This window comes from Isobaculum melis, from assembly GCF_900111355.1.
GTDB classification, from domain to species: domain Bacteria; phylum Bacillota; class Bacilli; order Lactobacillales; family Carnobacteriaceae; genus Isobaculum; species Isobaculum melis.
The window spans coordinates 21,353-33,488 of the sequence record NZ_FOHA01000022.1; the positions used below are offsets into that span (position 1 = coordinate 21,353).

At 36.3% G+C, this 12,136-nt stretch carries 11 protein-coding genes; 3 read left to right on the top strand and 8 right to left on the bottom strand.

Going from position 1 to position 12,136, the window contains the following annotated elements; genetic code table 11:
* Positions 1-25: 25 nt before the first annotated feature.
* The 6 genes from treR to BMW29_RS12375 all read right to left on the bottom strand — a co-directional run bounded on the left by treR (position 26) and on the right by BMW29_RS12375 (position 7,089).
* The gene (gene treR, locus BMW29_RS12350; RefSeq protein ID WP_092653836.1) at positions 26-739 is read right to left on the bottom strand and encodes a trehalose operon repressor; all 714 of its coding nucleotides are present in this window, start codon (positions 737-739) and stop codon (positions 26-28) included.
* Between the two features lie 101 nt (positions 740-840).
* Positions 841-2,058 carry an MFS transporter gene (locus BMW29_RS12355; protein WP_092653818.1) on the bottom strand — a complete coding sequence of 406 codons (1,218 nt, stop codon included), beginning with the start codon at positions 2,056-2,058 and terminating at the stop codon, positions 841-843.
* 18 nt (positions 2,059-2,076) lie between these two features.
* Positions 2,077-2,838, bottom strand: a complete 762-nt coding sequence (aroD, locus tag BMW29_RS12360) for a type I 3-dehydroquinate dehydratase (RefSeq protein WP_092653820.1) — start codon at positions 2,836-2,838, stop codon at positions 2,077-2,079.
* A gap of 69 nt (positions 2,839-2,907) precedes the next feature.
* A complete protein-coding gene (locus BMW29_RS12365; RefSeq protein ID WP_092653822.1) occupies positions 2,908-4,104 on the bottom strand; it encodes an MFS transporter in 1,197 nt (398 codons plus the stop codon).
* Positions 4,105-4,191: 87 nt separating this feature from the next.
* The gene (locus BMW29_RS12370; protein WP_092653824.1) at positions 4,192-5,055 is read right to left on the bottom strand and encodes a shikimate dehydrogenase; all 864 of its coding nucleotides are present in this window, start codon (positions 5,053-5,055) and stop codon (positions 4,192-4,194) included.
* A 15-nt stretch (positions 5,056-5,070) separates the two neighbouring features.
* Entirely contained in the window at positions 5,071-7,089 is a 2,019-nt protein-coding gene (locus BMW29_RS12375; RefSeq protein ID WP_092653826.1) for an NAD(P)/FAD-dependent oxidoreductase, read from the bottom strand.
* Positions 7,090-7,246: 157 nt separating this feature from the next.
* On the opposite strand from BMW29_RS12375, the gene BMW29_RS12380 reads away from it, so the two are divergent.
* Positions 7,247-8,152 carry a LysR family transcriptional regulator gene (locus tag BMW29_RS12380; RefSeq protein ID WP_092653828.1) on the top strand — a complete coding sequence of 302 codons (906 nt, stop codon included), beginning with the start codon at positions 7,247-7,249 and terminating at the stop codon, positions 8,150-8,152.
* A gap of 192 nt (positions 8,153-8,344) precedes the next feature.
* On the opposite strand, the gene rodA is transcribed toward BMW29_RS12380, so the two are convergent.
* Positions 8,345-9,490 (bottom strand): rod shape-determining protein RodA, encoded by a 1,146-nt coding sequence (gene rodA / locus BMW29_RS12385; protein ID WP_092653830.1) that lies wholly within the window; start codon positions 9,488-9,490, stop codon positions 8,345-8,347.
* Positions 9,491-9,688: 198 nt separating this feature from the next.
* On the opposite strand from rodA, the gene BMW29_RS12390 reads away from it, so the two are divergent.
* Together BMW29_RS12390 and mnmE are read left to right on the top strand one after the other, a co-directional pair.
* Positions 9,689-10,123: a hypothetical protein gene (locus BMW29_RS12390; protein ID WP_092653832.1), complete on the top strand. Its 435-nt coding sequence runs from the start codon at positions 9,689-9,691 to the stop codon at positions 10,121-10,123.
* 313 nt (positions 10,124-10,436) lie between these two features.
* Complete coding sequence (gene mnmE / locus BMW29_RS12395) at positions 10,437-11,825, top strand: tRNA uridine-5-carboxymethylaminomethyl(34) synthesis GTPase MnmE (protein WP_092653834.1); 1,389 nt, start codon at positions 10,437-10,439, stop codon at positions 11,823-11,825.
* A gap of 109 nt (positions 11,826-11,934) precedes the next feature.
* Here the strand turns inward: mnmE and BMW29_RS12400 are convergent.
* On the bottom strand, positions 11,935-12,136 hold a 202-nt coding region (locus BMW29_RS12400; RefSeq protein ID WP_143047370.1), incomplete at its 5' end, for a transposase.

Here is a 12,136-nt window from a genome sequence, read left to right on the forward strand (position 1 = left end):
CGAAGGCCCTCGTTTTAGCTACCTTTTAAACTTGTTTTCTTCTTGCAAATTCCACAAAGCGAAATTTATCCATGCGATGTCTAGATTCTGTATATTGAAATAAAGTGGTGTCTTGCATATAAACATCACTACGCACGACTACCACATGGCTATCTCCGTTTAAATCAAGAAGTTCTTTATCTTGTTTAGTAACAGGTTCCACTGTGATTTCTTTTTGTGCATAGCTAATTGTCAGTCCTAGATCATTTTCGATATAATCATAAATGGAATCTTCAGCAACCTCATTAGGAATATCAGAGATGACATCAGCTAATAAAAAGTCATAATCTAAAATGACAGCTTCCCCTTGAATTTTTCGTACACGTTCAAGAGAAATCACTTGGGTTTCTTTTGGTAAGTGTAGCCGTTCCATTAATGGTTTTGAAATCGGACCTGTTTGATTTTTAGTAACAATTGTTTGACTTGGCATTTTTTGTGATTCTTGCAATTCTTTAAAGCTTGTTAAACCTGCGACAGGAAAAACAAAACGGTTTACATCTAGTACAATGGAACCTTTTCCTTGCTGCTTTTGAATATAGCCATTTTCTAAAAGTAGCGCTAAAGCTTTTCTAATGGTTTCCCTTGAAGCTTGGAATTGCTTTGAAAGTTCATTTTCACTAGGAAGTAGTTCACCAGGAAGATATTTTTTTTCTAAAATAGCTGCTTCTAATTGTAAGTAGATATCGTTAAATTTGTTCAAATCAATCACCGCATTTCTCTTAATCGTTCTTTCTTTCATTTTAGCATAAGTTATCTTGGATAAAAATGTATGCTGTAGAAAAAATCGTTTGTATGTTATTTTTAACGATTTTTTTCTAATGAAAAAGAAGTCAGCTTTATTGCTGTGGTTAATTTACGGTGTCGATAAGCAATATATACAGCTAGACCAGCACCTAATAGGGTCAGCGCCGCATTAAATAAGAAAACCAGCCCCATATTGATTTCGCTTAAATAGCCTGTAATCATTGGGATAAGCATCACAGAAAAAGACGTCAGCAAGGTGTAATAGCTCGTCATCCGTCCTTTATTTTGAGGAAAGAAAGCTAAGAGTTGTGCCAAGCCTAATTGCCAAATGCCACCAGCTGCAAATAAACCAATACCGACAGCTGTTAACATACAAGTGAAGCTTGTTGGAGCTAGGAGCATGAGAATCAGCAGTGCAGAGGAAATCAGTGCACAAACCATCATCATGGTGCTGTCTTTGATCCATTTTTTGACTAAAAAGGCAGTTAAAAAGACGGAAATAAAGGAACCAATGCTATATAAGCTGACTAACATCAGTGTATTGCCTTCTGACATGGTGGTAAAGGTTAACGCGTATTCTGGTAGCCAAATCACGGTAATATTAAAAGTAGAGACCGAAGTGAAGCCAAATAAAAGCAACATCCAACCTTCAATCGCAAAATTTGGCTTTTGGGTGTAAGTGGTGACTTCTTTTGATTTCCCAAGAGTGGTTTGCTTATCCGCAAAAGGTCGTTTAAATAGTAAGAGTCCATTTAAAGCAACACCAATGAAGCAGAATAGGAAGGCATAGCCAAAATAGAACTGTTGATTGGTGATGAAGCGTACCATAATGGGTAAGAAGAATTGCCCTACAGAAATGAAAGCTTTATTTAATACGCTAATTGCGCTATTGGCTTCAGGGTACGCCTCTGTCAATGCTGGATAGGTACCTGTATCAAGTAAGGCATTTGCAAATCCAGAAAATAAAGTGAAGAAGGCTGCTGTCCAAATATTGTGGCTGATTAAAAGGCCACTAAAAAATACTAAATAGCAGAGCATCCCTAAATACACAATTTGTTTGCGACCATAACGATCTGATAAGCGACCTGCTGGATAAAGAATCAAGATACGGCCTAAGCCAATTGCAGAAATAACAAAAGAAAGCCCCGTTTTATCTGTCTGCATTTGTGTCATAAGGCTACTCATATTTAGAGATAAAATAATTGCAGCCATTCCTTGGAAAATATAATTGATATATAAGGAAAATACAGTCAATAAATATGGTGACTTTCTCATGGTTACCCTTCCTTTCTTTTAAACACTTTCATGTAGGACATCTAAAATCGTACGTAAAGAATTAACCGAAACTTGACCAGGTGCAGAAGCTTGTTTGGCAGCACCAAAGGTCATAGCTGAACCAAATGTTTCTCCTGCTAAACGGCTAATGACACCAATTCCACCCATTGACATGGTAATAATTGGGCGATTGGCATGCTGTTCTTTCATAGTATTTGTTGCATCTAACAAGGTTAAAACATCTTGTGTTGATTGTGGCATGACAGCAATTTTACAAATATCAGCTTGTAAAGTTTGCATGCGACATAAACGAGAGACAATTTCTTCTTTAGCAGGTGTTTTGTCAAAATCATGATTACACATGACAACCTTGACCGCATTTTCCTTCGCTAACTGAATGCTTTCTGAAATTTGCTCATCCCCCATAAATAATTCAATATCCACTAAATCAACCAGCTGGCTTTGAATCATGGTTTGATTTAACTCAAAATAATAAGCGGTAGGAACTTCTCTTTCCCCACCTTCTTTTTTTGTGCGGAAGGTAAATAAAATCGGTGTTTCAGGAAGTAAGGCACGAATCTCTTTTGCAACGGCTTCTACAGCAACTAAGTCTGTGACTTGTTCAAAGAAATCAACACGCCATTCAATAATATCTAAATCAACAGAAAGCAGCATTTTGGCTTCTTCACATAAAGCCTCTGCAGTTTTTCCAACCATAGGGACACAAATTTTTGGTGCGCCTTCACCTAAAGTGACGTTTTTTACTGTGACAGTTTTCATTTCTTTCACTCCTCATAATTTATTCGGCTCTAGGCGTTAACTCCCAGAGCCTATCATCCAAATAGAATCTTAATCTATGACAACAGTTTGTTTATAACGAATATAAATGATGATGGCTAAGACAAATCCAACACCTGCAATGACAGCATCAAATAACATAATGTTTTGGACATTTGTTTTTGCAATCTCGCTTGCAATTAAAGGAACAGTGAATGAAGCCACACTTCCTAAGGTATAGAAAATACCAGTAATGGTTCCTTTACCAGCAGGGAAGAGTTCACCCATAACAGTTAAGCCTAATTGCATGACACCACCAGCAGCTGAGAATCCAACAACAAATGAACCAATTTGGCAAATAAGCGGTGTTGGTATCATCCACATTGTGGTAATGGTAATAAATGAAATCAAGGTATAAACGACAACCAGTAAAACGGGACGGACTTTTTGTGCCACAAGTGCGGTAAAGGCCACACAGACAAGTGAACCCGTACTATAATAGCTAATGAGTAATAGGGACGAGCTTTTTGTCATATCCGCAACATTCTCACCATATTGGGCGATAAAGTTGGCAATCAGATAGAAAGTTGCTTGAGAAACATAGCCATAAAGTACAAAACAGATGCCTTCAACCCACATTTTAGGTTTTGACTTAAATTTAGTTGCCGTTACAACCTCAGGCGCTTTTCCATCAGCAGCTTGTTGTGCATCTTGATCTGGAAATGGACGTTTTAATAAGAAAATCGCATTGATAGCAAAGATGGCAATCGCAAGAACAAATGACCAACCATACCAAGCATTTGCATTTGTTAGCGCAACGACCATAAATGGTAAACCAAATTGACCAATTTGAATAAAGGCTTTTAATAACACGTTGGCAGTACCTGCTTTTTTAGGGAATGATTCCATTAAAGCTGGATATGTCCCTGCATCAAGGAATGAATTTGCAAGTCCCGCAATCACACCAAAAATACAAGCAACAAAAACAGAAGGGCTAAATAAAATCCCAATAAAGAAGGCACTATAAGTAAACATACCTAAGAAAATAAATGGTTTACGACCAAATTTATCTGATAAGCGCCCAGAAATTAGAATGGCAAGTAAACGCCCAATTCCAAGCATTGAAATGACTTTAGCAACACCAGCAGGATCTGTTCCCCACTGAGCTTGTAATGAATCTGTATTTTGAGAAAGGATTAAAACACCCATCCCATGAACAATATAATTAATATAAAGACCTAAAGCAGTAGCAGTGTATTTGTTTTTCATTTTATAACTCCTCATGTTCATTTTTTCACAAGTTTTAAAGAGGTCACAACAGCGTTTCACATGAAACACTGTTGTGGATTTTTGCTGTTAGAATAGTAATTCGCGGATATAATCAACAGGCATTTCTTGTCCTGTCCACATTTCAAAGGCAGCAGCGCCTTGCCATAACATCATCCCTAAACCATTAACCGTTTTACAGCCTTGTTCTTTTGCTAAAGCTAATAATTTTGTTTCACTTGGTACATAAACAACATCTGCAACAACCAATTCAGGACGTAGCATTGTTGAATCAGTAATCAAGCTTTGATTTTGTAAAGGCTTCATACCAACACCAGTTGCATTGACAAAAATTGCACTTTCCGCAATTTCTTTGCGCAAAGCATCTTGATTATCTAAATCAAATAAAGTTGCTTTACAATCTGTTTTTTCATTAATCATTTTAACCGTACGTGCTGCATTTTCATAAAAAGCATCTTGACGATTAAAGATAGCAATTTCCTTCACACCATCTAAAGCAGCTTGAATACAAATCGCAGTTGCAGCACCACCAGCACCACAAATCGTCATTTTTTCTCCAACGATATTCACATCAGATTGCTTCAAACCACTCATGAAGCCAGTACCGTCAGTAATATGTCCTGTTAAAACACCCTGATCATTCACAATTGTATTGACAGCCCCAACCATTTCAGCAGCTGGAGATAAATGATCTAAATAAGGAATCACAGCTTGTTTATTTGGCATTGAAACATTTGAACCACGTAAACCTAACGCTTTAATTCCTTTAATCGCATCCGGTAGCTCATCATTTCCGACTTCAAAGGCAAGATAAGCATAATCTAAACCTAATTTTGCAAAAGCTTCGTTGTGCATGGTAGGTGATAAGCTGTGTCTGATTGGGGTAGCAATTAAACCAATTAATTCTGTGTGTCCTGTAATTCTTTCTGTCATGATCGTAATTCCTCCTTAGAATTGTTCTTGCATATTTTTCTGTGCATCCACTTGATGAACAGTTGTGAGTATATCTCTAGCTTCTCTTGCCCCTTCATAAATACGACGTGCAAGCTTACTATCTCCAATATTAGCAATTGTTGCACCTGTTTCAGCGCCAAAAGCGGTTAATTGTTCCATTAAAGGATTATCAGCCTTCATTCCTAAACAAACAAAGCCTAAATCAAATGGAATCGCCATTTCTTCGCCATCACGCATCACTTTGAAATGATCATTTGTTACTTCAGTTAACGCAGTATTCGTATAAACATTTACCCCATGCTTTTCAATAATATCCAGCATAGAAATTCTAGTAATCATATCAAGATCTTTCCCAAGCGCCGGTTGCATCTCTACAATACTAACAGATGCCGCACCACGCTCTGCGTAATATTCTACAACATCTAGCCCAACAGCACCACCACCAATAACAGCAATATGCTTTCCTTCGAACTCTTGGAAATCTTCCATATTGTGTAATAAATCAAAGATTGAGTAGACCTGACGATCTGGTAATGCTAAGGTTTCATGTAAGCCTGAAATTGGTGGTAATAAAGGCTTCGCACCAGTTGCATTAACAACTAAATCTGGATTTAACTGTTGGATAGTTGCTAAATCAGCACGTGTATTTAAATGAATCGTTAAGCTAGGACATTCTTTTGCTCTTGCTTCTAAATAAGTGACATAATCATCAATTCGCTTCTTATCTGGTAAACGGGCAATTTCCCGAGCTAAACCACCAAGATAAGGCTTCTCTTCAAATAAAGTCACTGTTGCACCAATTTCAGCAGCAGAAGTTGCAGCTTCAAGAGCGGTTGTACCGCCACCAATCACCACCATTTGTAAGTCATGCTTAATTTGCTCTTCTTTATAAGCATCCTCATGAATCACATCTGGATTAACTGTACAGCGGACTGGACGAGACTTAGCAATTCGATGATCGGCACAACCAATATTACATGAAATACATTTACGCAATAAATGCTCTTGATTTTGCGCCACTTTATTGACCCAGTTTGGCTCAGCAATCAAGCCACGTCCCATAGCTAATAAATCAGCATCTCCTCTGGCTAAAATATCATTGGCTACTTTTGGAGAACGAATATTACCAGATGTAACGGTCACTTTGCCAAATCTTTCTTTGACAGCTTTGGCCATATAAGAACGCCAACCATCAGCCAAGTTCATTTGATCAATTTGATATTGAATACTATCATTTAAAGCCGCAGAAACATTTAAAATATCCACTTCATCTGCAAAATAACTTAATAAATCCATAGTTTCTTCTAAGGTATTGCCACCCTCAAGCATTTCATCCGCACTAAATCTGAGACAAATAGGGAAGAATGGTCCCACTGCTTGACGCACTTCTTCAACAATCAACTTGGCAAAGCGTGCACGATTTTCAGGGCTTCCACCAAATTCATCCGTTCGGACATTATATAATGGAGATAGAAATTGACTAACCAAGTAAGAATGTCCTGCATGGATTTCGATACAGTCAAAGCCAGCACGTTGCGCGCGATTTGCAGCTTCTCCATATTTTTTCACAATGGCCAAAATTTCTTCCTTTTCAAGTGGGCGAGGAACAGCATTTCCTTTTTTAGAAGGAATATTAGAGGCAGAAACAGGTTGATTGCCTTCTAACCTTAAGCCATATGCTGAAGCCCCAGCATGGTTAATTTGGACAGAAGTACAAGCCCCATAAGCATGCATTGTTTCATTAAACTTCCATAAACCAGGAATATATTGATCATTGTCAATTCGAAGCTGAGTCGTGCCATTTGTTCCCATGGGAAAATCTACACAAGCATTTTCTAAGGTAATGAGCCCTGTTCCACCTTTCGCTCGTTGTCGATAATATTCAATATGTTCATTATTGAAAGAACCATCCATATTGGCAAAATTTGTTCCCATTGGTGGCATAATGACACGGTTTTTTAATGTCATCCGTTTGATCGTTAATGGTTTAAAAATTTCTGGATATTGATTCATTGTGATACCTCCAATTTTATTTATGTGCAATTTATCACAAATGACATTGTGCGTTACTTCACAATATAAATATAAACTGTTTTAATAAATAAATCTAATGCATGTTTTTGTGTTTATTGATAGAATAAAACTATAGATTAAAAAAGGAGAGCAAAAAATGAATTTAAAACAACTGAATTATTTCAAGGTATTAGCAGAAACCGAGCATATGACACAGGCGGCTGAAATTCTCTCCATTACACAGCCTAGCTTAAGCCATTCAATGGCAGAATTAGAAAAAGAGCTGGGCACCTTTTTATTTGAAAAACAAGGAAGAAATATTCGGTTAACCAAATATGGTCGTTTTTTTCTAAATTATGTAGAACGTTCTTTAAAGGAATTAGAAATGGGGGAGCAGGCGCTTAAGGAATTGACCAGTCCAGATGAAGGACATATTGATTTTGCCTTTATTTATACAGTAGGACCGCATCTAGCCCCCCTGCTTTTAAAGGAATTTAAAGCAAATAAGCAACATGAAAAAATATCATTTTCATTGAGCCAAGGCAATACCAAAAATATTGTGAAAGAACTAAAAGAAGAAAAAATTGATATTGCCATTTGTTCCATGATTGTTCCTGATGATGCCATTCAATTTGAACCAATTGTAGAGCAGGAAATTGTGTTACTTGTACCACTAGATCATCCATTGGCAAAATATGATGAAGTTTCTTTAGCTGAAACAGCAGGTTATCCCTTTATTGCATTTAATCAAAAAAGTGGTATTCGCCCGATTATTGATAAAATGCTAGCAGAAGTGGATGTCACGCCCGATATTGTCTATGAAGTAGAGGAAGATCATACAATGGCAGGATTTGTTGCATTTGGTTATGGGATTGCAATTATGCCAAGGCTCGTAGCGCTTAGTCACTATCAAGTAAAAGCAATTAATATAACAAACCCAACATATGAAAGGTATCTCTATATAGCGAATTTGAAGCATCATTATTTATCGCCAGCTACAAGAAGATTTCGAGATTTTTTAGTTGATTACGGAGAAAAGAATTTGAAAATCAAAAAAGGTTAATAGATTGTAAAAAATGAATACCAACCAAATACCGTGGAAAACAGTCAAAGTGATTTAACTTTACAATTATTAATTAGTTGTATTTTCGTGATTGTAAAAAATAGCTGTAATAAAAAGGACTCGAGAAATTTTTCTCAAGTCCTTTTTATTCTATTTAGTGAACTGATGCGCGATTTTATTTAACCAAAAAGTTTAAAATAATTGATGTTTTTTGGAAAAAGGATACTCTTTATGCTGATAGTTCATAGCCAATACTAAACCAGTAGCAATCATATTCCCTAAAAGCGAAGAACCGCCATAGCTAATAAAAGGAAGTGGAATACCAGTGACAGGTAAAATCCCAATCGTCATGCCAATATTTTCAAAAATATGAAAGCAAATTAACATCACAGTACCAGTAACAATATAGCTATAAAACTCATTTTTAGTCCCAAATATTGTGACAATAAAACGATAAATTAAAACAAAATATAAAAGCAATAACAAGCAACCGCCAATAAAACCAAAATTCTCCCCAATAACAGTAAAAATAAAATCTGTATGATTTTCTGGTACGACCACCTCAGAGACCGCCAAGCCTTTACCAAACATTCCCCCAGAACCAATCGCTTTTAGACTTTGGGTTAACTGATAAGAATTACCCGACATATCCGAATAAGGATTCAGCCAAGTGTCGACCCGGTCAAATTGATAAGCATGAAAACCAATCTTATATAACCACTCACGATGAGCTAAAACTAAGTAAAAAAGTCCACCAAAAATTGAAAAAAATGAAGCGAAAATAGGAAATAGTAATTTCCAAGTGATACCAGAAACTAGCGTAATTCCAGCAATTAAGGCTAAAAAAACAATGGTTGTGCCTAGGTCAGGCTGTAACATGACCAAGACAATAGGAACCAAACTAATCACTCCAATTTTCAACAATAAGAAACTATCAGATTTAAATGTCCGGTTCAAATAAGCTCGATTATGGGCAGTGACAACCCTTGCCAAAAAGATAATCAGCGCTAGTTTCATCACTTCAGAGGTTTGAAAGTTCATGATTCCAAGATTAATCCATCTCTTAGCGCCACCAATCGTTGTACCGAAGAAAAGAACGATAATTAATAAAAAAATACCTAGAAGATAAGCATAAGGTGCAATTTTCCAAAGCTTTTCATCATTAAATTGCATTAATAAAATAATGGCAATACTCCCTATTATGTACCAAATTAACTGCATTTTCACATAGTATAAGGTATGTGTTGCTGCATAAATTGCTAGACAGCTGATTAAGCAAAAGCAGATTAATAAAATCGCAATCCCCCAATTTTGTTCGACATTCTTTATTTTTTTCATAAAACACCCCTCTTTTTTTAGTCGTTACGCTTAATAATAAAAAGAGGAAATTAATAAAGTATTAAGTTTTTGTTAGAAAGGATTTAAAACTGAGATGTTGCTAAGAAAAAAATTGTTTTTTACTAATAATTTTTATCATTGTAATGCTATTTGTTCTTTTGATATAATAAGGTGATACATAAGAAGGAGAGCGGAATGATGAGGGAAAGTAGAGTAGTTTTAATTGTGATGATTGTTTTGGTATCAACACTTGTTCGTTCTAGCAATGTATTTGCTGAATCTAAATTATTTTATAATACTATTTATGCAAAAAAACAGAAAGAGGTGAATCTAGCCGATTCTGACTTGAAAGTCTCATCAGATGATTTAATAGATGAACCAAAAATAACAGAAAAAACAGAGCAGACGGAACCAGTAGCCATACCATCAAATCATACGCTGTTGCATATCTATACAAAAGCAACGGTTTCAGAGTTTCAAAATGAGATATTGAAAAAAGAAAATCATGCTCCTTCTAACCTCCTTAAAACTAGTGGGAAAGTTACTTATCTAGCAAGTATGATAGGCGTTATTTTAATCGGTGGTACAAGTATTGCTTATTTTTCTAATAGAGTAAAAAAAGAAAAAAATTAGTTTAATAGTTATCATTTCTACAAATAGAATAAAAAGTCAATTTAATAAAAGTACTCTTCATCTAATAGATACGCAAAAAGATGAAGTGAGCTTTTTATTTGCTTATTCTATTTTGAATGCGACAAATAAAAGCTATCTAAACATCTTCTATTGACTAATGGCTAAATTTCCTGTATATTTTGTGCGAGTAGGAAATGAATAAAATTACGTATGAAACAAGTGATATAAGTAGTCAAAGTGCTGAAATCACTCCTTATAAACAAGGGGTGGAGTGGGCACTTTTTTGTTGCAAAAAAATAAATGAGGTGAAAACATGAGTTTAGAATTTGATACGATTGCTGCGATTTCAACCCCACCAGGTGAAGGGGCGATTGCAATTGTGCGACTAAGTGGAGCAGAGGCTTTTGAGATTGCTGACCGTGTTTATCGTTCAGGCAGTAAAAAAATCAAGCAGGTCCCTAGTCATACGATTCATTATGGACATATTGTGGATCCAAATACAGAAGAGATTGCGGATGAAGTGATGGTTTCTGTGATGCAAGGCCCTAAAACCTTTACCAGAGAAGATGTTGTGGAAATTAACTGTCATGGTGGGATTGTTTCTGTGAACCAAGTCTTACAGCTTTTATTAAGTCATGGGGCGCGTCTAGCCGAACCAGGAGAATTTACCAAAAGAGCCTTTTTAAACGGTCGAATTGATTTATCTCAAGCAGAAGCCGTGATGGATTTAATTCGGGCAAAAACAGACCGTGCAATGCATGTTGCTTTAAGTCAGCTTGATGGCAATTTATCTACTTTGATTCGGAATTTACGAGGAATTATCTTAGACACTTTAGCGCAGGTGGAAGTGAATATTGACTATCCAGAGTATGATGATGTAGAAGAAATGACCACAAAATTGCTGAAAGAAAAAGCCGTCCAAGTACGAGGCAATATTGCACAATTATTAGAAACAGCTAAACAAGGAAAAATTTTACGCGAAGGCTTAGCGACTGCGATTATTGGTCGCCCAAATGTAGGAAAATCCAGCTTGTTGAACCATTTGCTACAAGAAGAAAAAGCAATTGTTACGGATATTGCTGGTACAACCCGCGATGTGATTGAAGAATATGTCAATGTTCAAGGTGTGCCATTGAAGCTGATTGACACTGCTGGGATTCGTGAAACAGAGGATTTAGTAGAACAAATTGGTGTGGAACGCAGCCGTAAAGCTTTAGCAGAAGCTGATTTAGTGCTGCTTGTCTTTAATCAAAATGAGCCCTTAACATCAGAAGATAGGGCGTTAATTGAAGCAACAAATGAGAGCAATCGGATTGTCATTTTAAATAAAATGGATTTAGAGAATCAATTAGATGTGGCGCAATTAGAACAAGTTGTTGACCCATCAAGTATTGTGAGGACTTCTTTGCTTTCCCAAGCTGGTGTCAAAGAATTGGAAGGTAAAATTGCGGCACTCTTCTTCTCTGGTCAAACTGGAGAGAAAGATGCAACCTATGTATCTAATGTGCGTCATATTGCTTTATTAAACCAAGCGATGGCTGCTTTAGATGAAGTAGTAGTAGGAATTGATGCGGAGATGCCGGTCGATTTGGTGCAAATTGATATGACAAGATGTTGGGATTTACTAGGAGAAATTACTGGAGATAGTGTGCAGGATGAGTTATTAACGCAGCTATTTAGCCAATTTTGTTTAGGAAAATAAGAAAGACTAACTATATAAAGTCAAGCCAATATACTGAAAAATGAGTAAGCAGAATAATAGAAATAAGTGCACAACAAATAGACCTTGCTAAGCAATAATTTAAATTGTTCTATTGCCGAATTTCATAGGCTTCATTTTTCTTTAAAATGGCAAAAATAATATAGCAGAGCTTTCTAGAGACAGCGCCAAGTGCTGTGAGATGATGTTTTCCTTCGGAACGTTTCTTCTCATAAAAAGCTTTCAAGACAGGATCATGTTGTGAAGCTACTAAAGCTGCAGAAAACAAGGCCTTTCTCAAATAAGGTGACCCG

Excerpts from the sequence above, each read along its gene's own strand:
- BMW29_RS12355 (WP_092653818.1), bottom strand. The coding sequence starts at position 2,058 with ATGAGAAAGTCACCATATTTATTGACTGTATTTTCCTTATATATCAAT.
- aroD (WP_092653820.1), bottom strand. The coding sequence starts at position 2,838 with ATGAAAACTGTCACAGTAAAAAACGTCACTTTAGGTGAAGGCGCACCA.
- BMW29_RS12365 (WP_092653822.1), bottom strand. The coding sequence starts at position 4,104 with ATGAAAAACAAATACACTGCTACTGCTTTAGGTCTTTATATTAATTAT.
- BMW29_RS12370 (WP_092653824.1), bottom strand. The coding sequence starts at position 5,055 with ATGACAGAAAGAATTACAGGACACACAGAATTAATTGGTTTAATTGCT.
- BMW29_RS12375 (WP_092653826.1), bottom strand. The coding sequence starts at position 7,089 with ATGAATCAATATCCAGAAATTTTTAAACCATTAACGATCAAACGGATG.
- BMW29_RS12380 (WP_092653828.1), top strand. The coding sequence starts at position 7,247 with ATGAATTTAAAACAACTGAATTATTTCAAGGTATTAGCAGAAACCGAG.
- rodA (WP_092653830.1), bottom strand. The coding sequence starts at position 9,490 with ATGAAAAAAATAAAGAATGTCGAACAAAATTGGGGGATTGCGATTTTA.
- BMW29_RS12390 (WP_092653832.1), top strand. The coding sequence starts at position 9,689 with ATGAGGGAAAGTAGAGTAGTTTTAATTGTGATGATTGTTTTGGTATCA.
- mnmE (WP_092653834.1), top strand. The coding sequence starts at position 10,437 with ATGAGTTTAGAATTTGATACGATTGCTGCGATTTCAACCCCACCAGGT.